General features: G+C 69.1%; 12 protein-coding genes and 3 pseudogenes. 5 read left to right on the plus strand and 10 right to left on the minus strand.

Annotated elements, in window-relative coordinates:
- Positions 1-142 precede the first annotated feature (142 nt).
- The 3 genes from ACFY0T_RS23800 to ACFY0T_RS23810 form a co-directional block, all read right to left on the minus strand.
- Positions 143-271 carry a hypothetical protein gene (locus tag ACFY0T_RS23800; protein WP_388873954.1) on the minus strand — a complete coding sequence of 43 codons (129 nt, stop codon included), beginning with the start codon at positions 269-271 and terminating at the stop codon, positions 143-145.
- A 117-nt stretch (positions 272-388) separates the two neighbouring features.
- Entirely contained in the window at positions 389-2,023 is a 1,635-nt protein-coding gene (locus ACFY0T_RS23805; RefSeq protein ID WP_388873957.1) for an IS200/IS605 family accessory protein TnpB-related protein, read from the minus strand.
- A gap of 255 nt (positions 2,024-2,278) precedes the next feature.
- Positions 2,279-4,003 carry a dolichyl-phosphate-mannose--protein mannosyltransferase gene (locus ACFY0T_RS23810; RefSeq protein ID WP_388873960.1) on the minus strand — a complete coding sequence of 575 codons (1,725 nt, stop codon included), beginning with the start codon at positions 4,001-4,003 and terminating at the stop codon, positions 2,279-2,281.
- 683 nt (positions 4,004-4,686) lie between these two features.
- Between ACFY0T_RS23810 and ACFY0T_RS23815 the strand changes: the two genes are divergently transcribed.
- Positions 4,687-5,151 carry a DUF4277 domain-containing protein gene (locus tag ACFY0T_RS23815; protein WP_388873963.1) on the plus strand — a complete coding sequence of 155 codons (465 nt, stop codon included), beginning with the start codon at positions 4,687-4,689 and terminating at the stop codon, positions 5,149-5,151.
- 12 nt (positions 5,152-5,163) lie between these two features.
- A pseudogene (locus tag ACFY0T_RS23820) lies at positions 5,164-6,297 on the plus strand (hypothetical protein); the annotation flags it as partial.
- A 24-nt stretch (positions 6,298-6,321) separates the two neighbouring features.
- Here the strand turns inward: ACFY0T_RS23820 and ACFY0T_RS23825 are convergent.
- A complete protein-coding gene (locus ACFY0T_RS23825) occupies positions 6,322-6,807 on the minus strand; it encodes an SRPBCC family protein (protein WP_388873967.1) in 486 nt (161 codons plus the stop codon).
- A 62-nt stretch (positions 6,808-6,869) separates the two neighbouring features.
- Here ACFY0T_RS23825 and ACFY0T_RS23830 point away from each other — a divergent pair.
- Positions 6,870-7,448: pseudogene (locus ACFY0T_RS23830) on the plus strand (TetR/AcrR family transcriptional regulator); the annotation flags it as partial.
- A gap of 102 nt (positions 7,449-7,550) precedes the next feature.
- Here ACFY0T_RS23830 and ACFY0T_RS23835 read toward each other — a convergent pair.
- Both ACFY0T_RS23835 and ACFY0T_RS23840 read right to left on the minus strand, forming a co-directional pair.
- On the minus strand, positions 7,551-8,246 hold the full coding sequence (locus tag ACFY0T_RS23835) for an alpha/beta fold hydrolase (protein WP_388873970.1): 696 nt from the start codon (positions 8,244-8,246) through the stop codon (positions 7,551-7,553).
- Between the two features lie 27 nt (positions 8,247-8,273).
- Positions 8,274-9,326: pseudogene (locus tag ACFY0T_RS23840) on the minus strand (thiolase family protein); the annotation flags it as partial.
- On the opposite strand from ACFY0T_RS23840, the gene ACFY0T_RS23845 reads away from it, so the two are divergent.
- A complete protein-coding gene (locus ACFY0T_RS23845) occupies positions 9,286-9,414 on the plus strand; it encodes a hypothetical protein (RefSeq protein WP_388874365.1) in 129 nt (42 codons plus the stop codon). The pseudogene ACFY0T_RS23840 and the gene ACFY0T_RS23845 sit on opposite strands and share 41 nt — an antisense overlap.
- A 389-nt stretch (positions 9,415-9,803) precedes the next feature.
- Here the strand turns inward: ACFY0T_RS23845 and ACFY0T_RS23850 are convergent, their stop codons facing one another.
- The gene (locus tag ACFY0T_RS23850) at positions 9,804-10,298 is read right to left on the minus strand and encodes a lamin tail domain-containing protein (RefSeq protein WP_388873973.1); all 495 of its coding nucleotides are present in this window, start codon (positions 10,296-10,298) and stop codon (positions 9,804-9,806) included.
- Between the two features lie 685 nt (positions 10,299-10,983).
- Between ACFY0T_RS23850 and ACFY0T_RS23855 the strand changes: the two genes are divergently transcribed.
- Entirely contained in the window at positions 10,984-11,718 is a 735-nt protein-coding gene (locus ACFY0T_RS23855; RefSeq protein ID WP_388873976.1) for a DUF899 domain-containing protein, read from the plus strand.
- 80 nt (positions 11,719-11,798) lie between these two features.
- Here ACFY0T_RS23855 and ACFY0T_RS23860 read toward each other — a convergent pair whose 3' ends face one another.
- From ACFY0T_RS23860 to ACFY0T_RS23870, 3 genes are read right to left on the minus strand one after another with little or no spacing between them, the layout of a single operon-like run.
- Positions 11,799-13,073, minus strand: a complete 1,275-nt coding sequence (locus tag ACFY0T_RS23860; protein ID WP_388873979.1) for a sugar ABC transporter permease — start codon at positions 13,071-13,073, stop codon at positions 11,799-11,801.
- 5 nt (positions 13,074-13,078) lie between these two features.
- Positions 13,079-13,861 carry an ATP-binding cassette domain-containing protein gene (locus ACFY0T_RS23865; protein WP_388873982.1) on the minus strand — a complete coding sequence of 261 codons (783 nt, stop codon included), beginning with the start codon at positions 13,859-13,861 and terminating at the stop codon, positions 13,079-13,081.
- Positions 13,862-13,899: 38 nt separating this feature from the next.
- The gene (locus ACFY0T_RS23870) at positions 13,900-14,988 is read right to left on the minus strand and encodes a sugar ABC transporter substrate-binding protein (RefSeq protein WP_388873985.1); all 1,089 of its coding nucleotides are present in this window, start codon (positions 14,986-14,988) and stop codon (positions 13,900-13,902) included.
- Positions 14,989-15,436: the final 448 nt, after the last annotated feature.

Consider the following 15,436-nt stretch of genomic DNA (forward strand, 5'->3'; position numbering starts at 1 on the left):
AGCAAGATGTGGAGGGCAGGTGGGGGGAGCCGGTGCGACCACTCAGTGGTCGACGGTGACGACGATCTTGCCGGTGTGTGCCCCGGCTCCAGCAGCCCGTGCGCGTCGGTGATCCGCTCCAGCCCGTGGAACACCTCGCCGGTCACCGGCCGGAGGGTGCCGTCGCACAGGCCGCGTTGGTGAGGGCGTCGACGCGACGGCGGCCGGTCCCGGTAGTGGTGAGGGGGCCGTTGGCGTAGCCGTGCATGGTCAGCGGCCAGGTGAAGGGCATGGTGGCGGGTCCGGGCAAAGGCGCCGCACCCGATCCCGCATCACAGGAAGCGCTGCGCTTCCTCCCGCAATGGACGCCGACCAACGCCACCAACCGGGATCACGCCTCGGACCGTTCCTAAAGACTGAGCGGGAGCGAGTCCTGTTGCCAGAACCCATGCTCAGCCGCGTGCCCCGAACGGTGTTGGGCACGCTGGTCTCCCGCTTTCGCTCCACCACCGGGCGGCGCGCATCTGGTGCGTGGTCCGGGTGGGTGGGGGCGGGTTTCCTCACGCCGTCGGGTCTCCCGTCGGGCCTGGGCGGTCCGATGCCCACCACGATCACTCCGGTCGTCGTGGGGCGGTGTCGTCCGTCGCCGGATCGGGTGTCCAAGGGCGCGTCGCCCGACCGCGATGCTCGCCGCATCGTGCCGGGAAATCTTGCGAGTCGGTGCGGTCAGCGGTTTCTGCCAGTGCTGGGCACCCCACCGGCTGGTGTAGGCCGGGTCGACCGCGACGATGGCGAGGTCCTGTTCGGCGGCCATCGAGACCAGCCGGGCCTTGAGTTTCGCGGTCGGGAAGCGGGAGAGCAGCCGGCGGAAGCGTTTGTTGCGACCGTGCTTCTCGCGGCTCTTGTCCGCCGCGAAGTCGAGATCTTCGATGGCGATCGCTGCGGCCCCGCAACGGCGGGCGTGGTACAGCAGCCGACTCAGCGCGTGCCGAATCTGCGCGTCCCGGTGCTCCGTACTGCCGGTCAGGTCGTAGAAGAAGCGCTGCGGCTCGCCGACCGGGTTGCCGTGCACGTCCAACTGCCAGGCGGCGAGGTGGTCGTCGTTCATGTCCACCCCGACGACCCCCCGGGCCAGGGCCGCATCGAGCGGAAGCACCGGGGTAGCGGCGCGCTGCCAGGAGGCGGTGACATACCAACGGCCGCGCACCACGTCGTGGTGGATGCGGTAGGCCACCGCCCGGTTGGCGGTGATCCGGTCGCGCCACTCCTGCCCGCGATGCCGGAACGCCACGGTCGCATCCAGGACATACCGGCCGTGCGGGGCGTTGGCCAGGCGGGCCAGCGGGGCGGGGAGCTTGAGGGAGACCTGTCCGGTGTCGGTGAGGCGGATGGTCTCGTTGCCGAAGCGTTTGCCGGACTCCCCGTCGGCGGCCAGGAACATCCGCTCCGCCTGCCACCGCTGTCGCCACGCCTGCTCGCTCAGCCCGGCCGCCGCCAGGTGGTGGCGGGTGTTGGCGAGCCGTTTGCCGCCGCGCACCACCCGCACCCGGCCCGCCTTCCAGTCCGCCTCCAGCAAAGCAAGGCGATCCTTCAAGGTCTGCAGGCGGCGGGACTTGGCATGCCACTCACCACGCGTGGCGTAGCCGCGCGCCAGCCCTTCGCGTTTGTCCGCCCTGGAGCCCAGCGGCCGGGCCAGCCGCGCCTCGATCGACGCGATCTGCCCCCACAGCCAGCCCGCATAGGCCGCCTGCCCGCGCCGGGCCAGCGCCCACTGATCGTGGGTGGCCTTGGTGATGCTGCCCGCCCAGCGCGCCGACGACCTACCCGTCAGTGCCCGCTTGCGCACCGCCCATGAGGCCGCATCGTGCACCAGCCCCTGCCGGGACCGCCCCGCGAGATCCGCTGCGGCCAGCGAACCCAGGAAGCCGCCGACCTCGGCCAGCACCGCTGCGTCCGCCTGCGACACCCGCAGCCGGTCCCGGACGGCCACCCCGGTGGGACCGGGCACCACGAAGGATTCCGCCAACTCACGCAGCGCGCCCACCCGTTCACCCCGCCCGGCCGAAGATCCCCGCCATCGCAGTCAACGAGCACCCTCCGCAAAGGTCACCCATTCGACCCAAGAACCCCCGTTCTCCTCTCGAGGAACGAAGGGCCAGAACACACCCCCATGACAGAGGAGACCCTCCGGCGCACAGCGGAACAACCGCATCCAGCCCCAGCACTCACTCACACTCACCAGAAGTCGCTCCTGCTCACTATCCCGGCAGCAGCTCCCAACCCCCGGCCAAGGTAAGCCTCAGACCCAGGTGTCGAGCCACATTCTGGCGTGCCAGCTGGGATACGGGATCGTCTGCCCGGTGTAGATCGGGAGGAAATAGATGAAGTTCCAGGCGATGAGCAACACGAGAGCGCTTGCAGCCACCGCACCCCGTATGCGGCGTTTCTCAGTCGCCCCCGGAGGACCCAGCAGCGCGCCCAGCATCATCGCCACGGCCAGGCACAGGTACGGCACGAAGACGACCGCGTAGAAGGAGAAGATCGTACGGTCCTGGTACAGGAACCAGGGCAGATAACCGGCACCCGCCGCACACAGGATGGCGCCCGCGCGCCAGTCGCGGCGCAGCGCCCAGCGATAGAGCAGATACACAAGTGCGCAGCATGCCGACCACCACAGCAACGGCGTGCCCAGTGCGAGGATCTCCTGCGAGCAGCCGGACGCCGCGTGGCACCCGTCCTGCCCGGGTTTCGGCGACTGATAGGAGAACGCCACAGGACGGCCGAGGACCAGCCAGCTCCACGGGTTGGACTCGTACCGGTGCCAAGTGTGCAGTCCCACATTGAACTGGTAGACGCCGTACTCGTAGTGCCACAGGCTGCGGAGCGGGGCGGGAATCCACGACCATGTGCCACCGCGGCCGTCCGCCCAGTGCCGCCCGTAACCGTTGTCGGACAGGAACCAGCCGGTCCACGTCGCCAGATAGGTCACCACGGCCACCGGAACGACGGACAGCACCGACCAGCCGAGATCCCTGCGCAGTACCGTCCGGTAGGGGTGGCGTGCCCCCGCGACGCGGCGGGCGCCGACGTCCCACAGCACGGTGAGGACCATGAAAAAGGCCAGGACGTACAGGCCGTTCCACTTGGTCGAGGCCGCCAGTCCCAGGAAGAGGCCAGCCGTGAGCCGCCATGGGCGCACTCCTGTCCCGGCGTGGTCGCCGGTGTCCTGGTCCGGGCGCGCGTGGCCGCCCTCGCCCACCGGCAGGGCTGCCGCGAGCCGGGCTCGCGCACTGTCCCGATCGATCAGCAGGCATCCGAACGCCGCCAGTACGAAGAACATGACGACGAGGTCGAGCAGAGCGGCGCGGCTCATCACGAAGTGCAGACCGTCCACCGCCATCAGCGCGCCGGCCATGCAGCCCAGCACTGTCGACCGGAACAGGCGGCGTCCTATTCGGCACAGCATCAGCACTGACAACGTGCCCAGTGCCGCCGTCATGAAGCGCCAGCCGAACGGGTTGAGGCCTAACATCCACTCGCCGAGGGCGATCACCCACTTGCCCGTCGGCGGGTGCGCGACAAAGGCCCCGGTGTCGGAGAGCGGGATCACCTGGGGGTGCGCAAGGATCTGCGGGTCGGCGATCTTGCGGTCGGGCCAGGTGCCCTCGTAGCCGAGCCGCAGTAAGGACCAGGCGTCCTTGGCGTAGTAGGTCTCGTCGAAGACGATGTTCCGCGGGTGCCCGAGGCGCCAGAAGCGGATCGCTCCGGCTAAGACGGCGACGAGCACCGGCCCCAGCCAGCCCATCGCCTTCGCGACGCGGTACGCCGGTGTCGGGCTAAGGCCCATGAGCTCCCAGACGCGGGTCCCGGGCTTCGGGAAGGGGGGAACCAGCCGTTCGCGGATGTCGGTCCGGGGGCATCCGGCGTACCCGAACAGGCGAAGACGGTCCCTCCAGTTGCTGGGCGCCGTCGTCGGACGGATGCCGTCGAGGACCTGGGAACGCGTCGCGTCGCTACTCTTCACCGGATGACCTTAGACCGTGTCCCACATCGTCAGCGGGCCCGCTGACGACGAGTTCGGGGCGTTCTACTGAGCCGGCGATTCTGGCCTTCCCCGCCTGCGTTCCCGTCCTCACCGGACAACTCGTCAGCCGTGACCGGAGTGAACAGCCACATCTGGGTGCGGGCGCGGTCGGCCGCCCCCTGGGACTGACAGAGGACGGCGCGGTGTGATGCCACGCCTGATCCTCATTACTTGAGCGCTTTTCCGTTCCACATCAGCCGGACGCTTCGGCCGGCGCGCGCCGCGTTCACCATCTACGTCGCCCCGGTCGTGCTACGTCGCCCCGGTCGTGGCGGTCACCGCGGGTGTGCTCCGCCAAAGCCTCTCAACGGCCTCGTCGCCAAGTCGGGGCTGGACCTCCAACCAGGGAAGTCCGCGTCCCGTCCCCGGTGCGGTGCGCGGGCAGGTGGGCGGTGAGCGCGGCTTGGAGGGCTTGGGGCTGTTCGGTGGCGAGGTGTCCGCAGGCGATGATCTTCAGGACAGCATGTGGGATGCCTTCGGCTAGTTCCGTACTTCGCGGGTGGCTGATTCAGGTGGAGCTGTGGTCTGGCCGGTGTCCGGTTCGGGAGTAGCCGCGTTGATGGGGTGTGATGAAATCTTCCCGGTCCCCGCGGACACGGACTCTGCGGCCGCGCATGGAATGCGTGGTCAGTGCCGTGGTGGAGAAGCGTCTGGGCGCTCTGCCTGTCGCTGCCGAGTTTCTGCGCCGGCTGGACCTGGCCGGGACCGTCGACCGGATGTGCCCGGGCCGTGACATCGCCCGTCTGACGCATGGCCAGGTCATCGAGACGCTGGTTGCCAACCGGCTGACCGCGCCCGCCCCGCTGTGGCGGGTGGATGACTGGGTCTGTGACTGGGCGGTGGAGGAAGTGTTCGGGCTAGAGCCGGAGCTGCTCAATGACGACCGCCTCGGCCGGGCACTGGACGCCATCGCCCCGCACCTTGAGGAGATCACCGACAGCGTCGCGGCCCGCGCGATCGGCGAGTTCGGCATCGATGTGTCGACGTTCCACTGGGACGTGACGTCCATGTCCCTGCACGGCGCCTATCCGGCCGATGACCAGGACGAGGATTACCCCCGTATCAAGCACGGGCATCCCAAGGACTGACGCTACGACCTCAAGCAGGTCCAGACCGGCCTGGCGGTGACCGGCGACGGCGGCATCCCGCTGCTGTCCCGGGTCATCGACGGCGGGGCCACGGAGATCTCCCAGGTCACCGGCGCCATGAACGCCCTGCGTGCGATAGCGGGCCCCAAGGAGTTCCTGCTGATCGCGGACTCCAAGCTCGTCTCGTATGGCAACGTCACCGCCCTCATCGCTGCCGGGGTCGGCTTCATCGCACCCGTCCCGGCTTCCAGGGTCGATGACGCGGTCTATGCCGCCCTCGACCTCGATGCGGCCACCGTCGTGGACTACACCCCTCAGCGGCATGAGAACATCCCGGCCGAGCGATGCGAGACCTACCGGGTCCTTGAGGACATTCATGTCCTTGCCGGGCCGCACAAGCGCGACCCTCAGCTGGGAGTACGCCGGATCCTGGTGCACTCCACCGGCAATGCCAAGGGCCAGCAGCGGGCTCGCGAGAAACGCCTGGCCAAGGCCCGCAAGGATCTCGACAAGCTCCAGCAGGGGGCCGGCGGCCGCTATTACAACACGGTGGAGAAGATCGCCGCACGCATCGGCGTGATCACCAGGACCCGCCGGGTCACTGACTGCCTGCGCACGTCCATCACGACCGACGACACCGGCCGCCCCGCCCTCACCTGGTACTTCGACCAGGACATCCTGGCAGCCGAGGCGGCCGTCGACGGCTGGTACGCGCTGTTGACCACCCTCACACCCGAACAAGCCGACGCCGCCGAAGTGTTGCGGCGCTACAAGGGCCAGGGTGCGGTCGAGCGCCGCTACAGCGACTTCAAGGGCCCCCTGGCCGTCACACCGGTCTTCGTGCAGGACAACAAGAGGGTCGCCGCACTGGTCACCGTGATCTGCCTGGCCCTGCTGGTGTTCTGCCTGATCGAGCGCCAGGTCCGACGGGCCCTGGGAGGCGCGCAGAAGATGCGGGGCCTGTATCCGGGGAACCAGATGATCCGACCCACCGGCCGGATGATCCTCTACCACCTGTCCGGCCTGCGACTGCGGGTCGGCAGCGCCACAGACCCGCCCACCATCGTCATCAGCCAGGGCATCCAGCTCCATCTCCTCGACCTCCTCGGGCTGGAACCAACACATCCCCGCTGGCCAGAGACCTGAACGAACTACCCGCTAAGAACGGACCTAGCGTGCGAGCGCGCGGAGCAGGCGTACGTACGGAGTCCAGCGGGCCGGGCGGGCCACCGTGCCCGTGCAGGCGAGCTCGGCGCAGTCCAGGCTGTCCTCCAGGCAGGCGTCGTGCATCGGGCGATAGGCCACGGGCCAGGTCAGACGTGCCAGGCCGCTGGTCTTCATCGCGAGGGTGTGCCGCAGCACGGTGCGTTCTTCATCGACGGGCAGCACCGCGAACTCGTGGAAGCCGTGGAATCCGCGCGGCCCGCTGAAGGTGAAGCGGACCCAGGTCCCGGGCACGTACGCGGTGACCGTGTAGCGGACCGGGCCGTGGCCGCCGGTCGCGCCGACCGCCAGTGGGCGATCGAACTCCACCGCGGGCCAGTTCGGGTGCGGCCAGAGCCGGTCCACCACGCCGCCGGACAGGCTGTCGATGAGCGCGCCCACCTCGCTCCCCTTGGCGGCCAGCAGGCGCTCGTGCACGTTGTAGACGCCCATGCGTCCTCCCCTCAGATTATTAGAGAGCAGTCTCTAATAATCTGGAGGGTACTCTCTGATTCATGGCGAGACCACCCCGCTTCGACACCGACCAGATCCTCGACGCCGCCGTCCGGCTGGCCGCCTCCGCCGGGCCGGCAGGCGTGACCATGTCCGCCGTCGCCCAGGCGATCGGCGCGCCGAGCGGGTCCATGTACCACCGCTTTCCCGGCCGTACGGCACTGCTCGCCGAGGTGTGGCTGCGTACCGTAGAGCGCTTCCAGGAGGGGTACTTCGCCGCGCTCAGCAGCGCCCCCGACCCCCGCCCGGCCGCCCGCGCGGCCGCCCGGCATGTCGTCTCCTGGAGCCGCGCCCATCCGCAGGAGGCCTCGCTCCTCCTCTACGGCGCCGAGGAGTTCGGCCGCGCCGACTGGTCCGAGGAACACAAGGAGCGCGCTGACCTGGGCAACCAGCGCGTGTTCGGCTCCCTCGGCTCCCTCGCCGAAGCCCTCGGCGTGGCGAGCCCACAGGACCACGAGCGCATCACCCTGGCCCTGATCGACCTGCCGCTGTCCGTGGTCCGCCGACATCTGCGCGCCGGGCAGCCACTGCCGCCGCACGCAGAGGACCTCACCGAGGAATGCGCGGCGGCTCTGTTGGCTGCCGCCCAGCCCGTGGCCGCGGGGACCGGGAAGACTTCGTCACTCCCCATCAACGCGGCCACCCCCGAAACGGACACCGGCCAGATCACAGCTCCACCTGAATCAGTCACCCGCGAAGTACGGAGCTAGTTCCTGGGCGTGCTCCACCGGCGTGGCCGTGTCGTGGGAGCCGCCGACGACGAGGGCGGGGGCGGTGATCCGGGCCAGGTCGGGGCGCAGGTCGTATGCGGCGAGGGCATCGCAGCAGGCCGCGTAGCCGACCGGGTCGGCATCGGCGAGGTTGCCGAGCAGGCGGCGGCCGAAGGGGGTGTTGGCGAAGGCCGCGGTGGCGAACCAGCGGCTCGGGCTGGTCTCCAGCAGGGGAGCGGTGCCCTTGAGCCGTACGAGGTCGGCGCGATCGTGCCAGGGGGCCGGCGCCCCGAAGTGCGCGGAGGAGCAGACGAGGGCCAGGGAGGCGACACGGCTCGGGTGACGGGCGGCGAGATGGGCCCCGATGGCTCCTCCCAGAGAGATGCCCGCGTAGTGGAACCGGTCCCAGCCGTGATGGTCGACAAGGTCCAGGACCAACGCCCCGAGATCCTCGACCGTCGTACCGCCGGGCTCGGGATGGCACAGGAGATCAGCGCTGGAGCCCCCGTGCCCGGGAAGGTCGAAGCGCAGCACCCGGAAACAGCGGGTCAGGGCGGGCAGTTGGGGCTCCCAGACCGCCTTGGAGGTGCCCAGGGACGGGCCGAGGACCAGCGGTGGTGCGTCGGCCGGACCGACGAGGTGGTGGTGCAGGAATCGGGAGGCGGGCACGGGCGGCTCCAACGGGCGTCAGGGTTTCTATCGTTCGAGGACGAGGACGAGGACGAGGACGAGGGCGAGGCCCTGGCCCACACCGATGCAGAGGGTGGCGACACCAACTCCGGAGCCGTGGCGGGCGAGTTGGTGGGCGACGGTGCCGGCGAGCCGGGCGCCGGACGCGCCGAGGGGGTGGCCGAGGGCGATGGCGCCGCCCTGCGGGTTGAGAATGGCCGGGTCGAACTCGGGCCACTCGGCCACCGAACCCAGCACCTGCGCGGCGTAGGCCTCGTTCAGTTCGAGGACGGAGAGGTCGTCGAAGGCCCTTCCCGCCTTGCTGAGCGCGCTGTTGACGGCTTCGACGGGAGCCAGGCCGAAGTAGTGCGGGTCGATCGCCGACACCCCGGAGGTGCTGATACGGGCCAAGGGCTCACGGCCGAGGGCGCGCAGGCCCAGCCCGTCGGTCAGGAGCAGGGCGGCGGCGCCGTCGTTGAGGGGTGAGGCGTTGCCCGCGGTCACCGTGCCGTGCTCCGTGCGGAAGGACGGCTTGAGCTTGGCCATCACCGCAAGAGCGGCGTCGGGTCGTACGCATTCGTCGGCCGCGAAGACCACCGGGTCACCCTTGCGCTGCGGAACGGCGACCGGCGCGATCTCGGCGTCGAACAGCCCCGCTTCCTGGGCCTTGGCGGCCTTCCGGTGGCTGTCCAGCGCGAACTCGTCCTGCTGCTCGCGGGTGATCTTGTGTTTGTCGGCGATGAGTTCGGCCGACTCGCCCAGCGGGATCGTCCACTGGGGGTCCATCTTCGGGTTGACCATGCGCCAGCCCAGGGTGGTGGAGTACAACTCCGTGTGCCTGGCCGGGAACGGCTTGTCCGACTTGGGCAGCACGTACGGCGCCCGCGTCATCGACTCCACGCCACCTGCTACGGCGACGGAGGCGTCCCCGACCGCGATGGCCCGGGCGGCCTGGATGACCGCTTCGAGGCCCGAAGCGCACAGCCGGTTCACGGTGACGCCGGGCACGCTGGTCGGCAGCCCTGCCAGCAGGGCGGCCATGTGGGCGACGTTGCGGTTCTCCTCGCCGGCGCCGTTGGCGGCGCATCGGCGAGGAAGACGCGAACTGGCCGACTGGTACGCCACCTACATGGTGCGCGAGCAGGCCGGCGCCGAACTGCCCTTGTGAGCGACTGAAGGTGATCGTTCCCGGCGGCGGGACGCTCGGCGGGCACTGCAGCCGCATACCCAACTCGTTGTCCTCGCGGGTCACTTCATCAGGAATGCCCTCGTGCACGATGACGAGCCGCGCAGCGCATCGTCGGACGTTGAACTCGAACACCTCGACTACCATGCTCGTTGGGAACGAGTCGCACGAATGCGGGGCCGGCAGGACGCCGCCGGAGGACTCCTCGACGCCATCGCGGCGTCAGCGGCGATCCAGGGCGCCGGGCCCGACCAGGCCCGTCGCACAGGAGCCCGGCACCTCGGGCCGGGAGCCGGCGCCCGGACTGCGGGGGCGGGTGCCGCGCCCTTTCGATGAGAAGCGGGCGCGGTCAGCGGGCCGTGGCGGCTGGATCAGCCGTGATAGGTGATGTAGCCGTTGCCGTCGGGGTCGTTGCCGGTTTTGGTGTAGGAGTGCACGTCGGCGCGGGCACCGGAGGGCTTGTAGAGGTAGATGGTGTCCTTGTCGTTGTTCCATATGAAGTTGCAGTTCTGGCGGTAGACGACGTTGTTGGCGTCGGAGTCGGTGCCGCGGCCGCCGCGGAGCTTGATGTAGTCGCCGGGCTGGAGGTAGTGGTTCGCGGTGAAGGCGAACCGGTTGCCGACGGCGTCCTTGACCACGTAGCCCTTCAGGTTCACGGTCGTGCTGCCCGAGTAGTTCTTGATCGTCAGGTACTCGTCCTTGGTATTGCCCGTGGAGCAGCTGTTGGAGTCCCGACCGGGCGCGTCGTACTGGATGCCCTTTATTTTCAGCGCGGAAGAGTACTCGGTGGCCTGTGCCGGGGCGGCAACAACGGCGGCGAGCGTGCCGGCAGCGGCGCCCGCAGTCAGGGCAGAGCGTATGCGCATGAGGAATCCCCCCTCAGTGGTGCGAATGGAGCCCCAGGAGCATACCTGGCACGTGACCGTCAGGTGACGGAAAGGTGTGGGAGAAGTGAAGGTGGGGGCTGGGGCGCCGGCGTTCGACGGCCAAGGTCACCATCCCCTGCCGGACAGCGTGTTTTCCGCCCAACTCGATCTCGAGCATGCCGCCGAACTGCTTGCGGCGCGCTGTGTGTTGGCGGTCCAAGGATGGAGCGCCGGGCAGGCCTTGGGCGGGGTTGTTGTGCTACCGCCCCTCAGGGTGGTGCTTCGGGGGCCTGTCGGTGGTGGCGTGTGGGCATCGGCGAGAACGCCGCAACATGCCGGACAGAACTGGTGTGCAGCGACAACCACCCTGACGGAGCCTCGGATCGGACACAGGGGCACACTCCTGCTCGCTCCGAACAGCGGTGGCAACCAGCCGGGCCTGGTCCGGGTCACCAGCGACGGACTCGGCGAAGCGACCGTCCTCGCCTCGCCTACCGCCTCACCGGTCTGTGCGAGGCGACCGGGCTCGGCCGGCCAGGGCCCTCCGCTGGGAAGGCCCGCCGCCGCGCGCGTACGGTGGACGTATGGCCGGACGGGTACGCCGGTGCAGGCATTGCCGGCAGCCGCTGCGGGCGACAGCCCGCCGCGATGCGGCGTTCTGGCTCCCACACAGGAGGGAAAGGCCATGCCCGAGCACAGGGTCGGCACACAGGAGAAATTCGAGGCAGCCCGCCAGGAACTGCTCGCGGAGGAGAAGGAACTCACCCGACGCAGCGACGAGCTCGCGCGGAAGCGAAGGGAGCTTCCCTGGGTGCCGGTCGAGAAGGATTACAGCTTCGAGACCGAGGACGGGACCAAGTCGCTCGCGGACCTCTTCGACGAGCGCTCGCAGCTGCTCATCTACCACTTCATGTTCGGCCCGCCGTACGAGGCCGGATGCACGGTCTGCTCCTCGATCGCGGACACCCTCGACCCCAACGTGGTCCACCTCAAGGCCCGCGACGTGACGCTGATCTGCTCCTCGCGGGCGCCACTGGACAAGCTCCTCGCCTACCGGGAGCGGATGGGCTGGAGCTTCGACTGGGTCTCCACCGTCGGCGGCGACTTCCACCGCGACCTCGGCTTCCTGAACACCGAGGACGAGCTGAGGCCGTTCCTCGAGGGCGACATCCCGCCGATCGTGAGGCAGATGGCGGAGCTGTCCGGCACGGACGTGCTCGGGTACGTCACCGAGGCGCCTGGGCTGAGCGCCTACGCGATCTCGGACGGCACCGTCTACCGGACGTATGTCACCACCGCGCGCGGCCTTGAGCTCGCCATGGCCTACTACGGGCTTCTCGACCGGACGCCGATGGGCCGCCACGAGGATGGCGAGCAGATGTTCTGGCTGCGCCGCCACGACGAGTACGGGAAGACCTGAAGGGGCGGTTGATCCAGCCGCTCAGAAAGAGGGCGGGCAGGCAGCACGTGATGGGGAGGAGCGTGCGGGGAGCCATCATGTCAGGCCCGCCCGTGTGCCTCCTGCGAGCGTCGCGACAGTGAGTCGATGACCACCGCGGCGAAGAGCACCCCGCCCGTGATCACGAACTGGACGGCCGTGGGGGTGTCCGTGATCGCCATGCCTGAGGCGATCGACTGGATGACCAGCATGCCGAGCACCGCGGACCAGGTCGAACCGCGTCCTCCGAACAGGCTGGTGCCACCGATGACGGCCGCTGCTATGGCATTGAGCAGCAGGACGCCCGAGCCTGAACTCTGGCTCACCGAGGTGATGCGCGAGGCCAGGAACAGGCCGCCGACCGCGGCCATGGTGCCCGAGACCGCGAGCACCGCGGTCTGCACCCGCGTCACACCGAGGCTGGCGCGACGGGCCGCTTCGACACTGCCGCCGAGGGCGTAGACCTGCCGCCCGTAGTGCGTGCGGCGGAGCACGATGTCGAGGCCGGCCACCACCACGAGGAAGATCAGGAGGGCGAGCGGCAGGCCCTGGAACTGGTTGAGCACATACGCGGTGGCGAACGCGATCGCCGCGACTGCTCCCGTGCGCAGCGCGATTCCCCGCAGCGAGCGGTGCGGCATGCCGACGGACTTGCGGCGCCGACTACCCACGTAGGACATGAGGAAGACCATGCCCGTGGCGACCGCCGCCACTGCGTAGGCGGCGCCGTCGTTGGTGAAGTAATAGCTGGTCAGCTTGGCGACGAGCCCGTTCTCGTCGAGGTTGACGGTGCCGCTGGTCCCCAGGATGTAGAGCATGAGGCCGTTCCAGGTGAGCAGCCCCGCGAGTGTGACGACGAACGCCGGCACCCGGGTCTTGGCGAAGGAGTAGCCCTGGACGGTTCCCGCCGCGGTACCCGCGAGCACCGCGACGATCAGGGCAAGCCATTCCGGCACGCCGTTGTTCACGTTCAGAACGGCGAAGACAGCCGCCGCGAGGCCGCTGATCGAGCCGACCGACAGATCGAGTTCACCGAGCAGCAGCACGAAGACGATGCCGACCGCGATCAGACCCGTGCCCACGATGTCCACGCTCAGATTGGACAGGTTCCGGGGTGAGAGGAAGTTTTCGTTGAGGGCCTGGAAGATGATCCAGACCGCGGCGAGGACGAGGACGACGGGGAGCGCGCCCAGTTCACCGGCGCTCAGCTTGCGCCGGAACACGGCGACCCAGGCCTCCATGGCACGGGCGATGGCCGCCCGCGCGCGGTGCGGCTGACGGGCCTCGGCGGTGGGTGTGGCGGGTTCGGCCTGCGGGTTGTCCGCCATGTCGCGCATCCCTTTCACCACCCCGCCTCCCGGTGGGTCGTCCGGCGGGGCACGTTTTCCGCCGCGCCGGTGATGGAGGAGATGATCTGTTCGTGAGACGTGGTGTTCACGTCGAAGAAGCCGTTGTTACGACCGAGCCGCAGCACAGCGGCCCGGTCCGCGAGAGCTTTCACATCGCCCATGTTGTGGCTGATGAGCAGTACTCCCAGGCCGCGGTCACGCAGCCGGTCGACGAGGTCCAGGACCTCGGTGGTCTGCTCGATTCCCAGTGCTGCGGTCGGTTCGTCCAGGAGGAGGACCCGCGGCTCGCCGAGGAGCGAGCGAGCGATGGCGACGGTCTGCCGCTGGCCGCTGGACAGCGAGACGACGGGGCCGCGCAGATCGGGGATGCCCCTGGTCAGGCGTTCCAACAGGTATCTGGTGCGACGCTCCATCTCCACCTCGTCCAGGAACCCGAACCTGCGGATCTCCCTTCCGAGGAACAGATTGCCGACAACGTCGAGGTTCCCGCACAGCGCGAGGTCCTGGTAGACGGTGGCGATACCGAGGTCCCGGGCGTCGTAGGGGCGCCTGATGTGGACCGTCCGGCCCTCCCACTCGATGACGCCCTTGTCCGCCGGCGCGACGCCAGAGATCACTTTGACCAGGGTGGATTTGCCGGCCCCGTTGTCGCCCAGAAGAGCGACGACTTGACCGGCGTGAATCTCCAGCTCGATGTCCGTGAGGACCTCGACGACGCCGAAGCGCTTGCACACGCCGTGCAGCGCCAGCAAGGGGGGAGTCGGCACGGAAACCATCTCCTTCCCGGGGCACGGACCTGGTCGGAACCGGCCCGTCAGGTCAGCCCGGCCTGGTCGCAGGCGGCCCTGAGCTGGGGGGTGCAGATCTGCTGGATCGTGTACACGCCGTCCTTCACCAGGGTGTCCTCGATATTGGCGACGGTCACGGACACCGGGGTCAGCATGACGGCCGGAACCGCCTTCACGCTGGGGGTCCTCACCGTGCCCGTGGTAACCCGGTCGAGGTTTTCACCGCGAGCTGCGGCCACGGCCATGGCGCCGCCTGCGGAAGCCTCGGGGCCGAACGGTTTGTAGACGGTCATGTACTGATCGCCGCCGACAATACGCCGCACGGCTCCGAGTTCGGCGTCCTGCCCGGTGACGGGGGGCAGCGGGTTGACCTTGTTCGCTTTGAGGGCGGAGATGCTGCCCGCGGCGAGGCCGTCGTTGGCGGCGTAGACCCCGTCGATGTTGCCGACGCCGAGGGCGGAGATGGCGCCGGACATGTTCATGTTCGCAGTCTCCGCTCTCCACTGGAGTGTGTCGTACGATTTGCCGATCTTCACTTTCCCGTTGAGTACGGACAGTGCGCCCTTCTTGAACGACACCGCGTTCGGGTCGATTGGATCGCCGTTCATCATGACGATCTGGGCGCCGGGCACCTTGTTGCCCATGGCCGTCAGCAGGGCCCTGCCCTGGAGCCTGCCGACCTCCTCGCCGTCGAAGGAGACATATCCCGAGATCGGGCCCTCGGCGAGGCGGTCGTAGGCGATGACCGGGATATCTGCTGCGTGCGCCTTCCTGACCGCGGAGCCGAGCGATCTGGCGTCCACGGCCACGAGCACGAGGGCATCGACCCCCTTGGTGATCATCGAGTCCATCTGCTCCTGCTGGGTGGCCACATCGCCCTTGGCATTGGCGTGCTCGACCGTGCAGTCGTCGCACAGCTCCTTGATCTTCTTCTCGAGCAAGGGCCTGTCCCGTGTCTCCCAACGAGCCGTGGTGGAGTCCGGCAGCAGCAGCCCGATCGTCGGCGTGTTTCCCCCGTCGGAGTCGTCCCCGGCGCCCGGCCCGCAGGCCGCAAGGGCAACGGCCGTCGAGACCGCGGTCATGGCGATGACCGCGTCCCGTATGCAGGCCTTCATGTGAAAGACCTCCCTTGTCCTTCCCCTGCGTGGCCAGGGAGCGCTCACGGCTACCTGAGACCGGCCTCCGTCGGGGACGAGGTCTGGGTGCTGCGCCCCGTCGGCGTATGTCAGGTGGTTGGCGACCGGCTCATGGAGGGCCGGCGGGGCCACACCAGCCTCTCCCGAAGTCTGGCCGACACGGTGCGCGCGTGGGGAGACCGCTCGCGTGCGGCGCGGGCGTCAAGGTTCGTGTGCGGGGCGGCAGGGCCGTATGGGCCACGTATGACGCGGCGCGATGGCGCAGGCCTGTTGAGCCAGGTGGCACGTCGGCATGGAGATCCAGGCGAATACCGGTCCCTGCCATCACGGGCAGCTGCGGCTCCGCCGACCGCGGGGCGGCGTTGCCCGCCCCGGCGAGGTGGGGACTCGGCCCGACCAGCCGGGCACCGGTGGCTCTCTCATCGAG

The organism is Streptomyces sp. NPDC001530 (genome assembly GCF_042894545.1).
Taxonomy (GTDB): Bacteria; Actinomycetota; Actinomycetes; order Streptomycetales; family Streptomycetaceae; genus Streptomyces.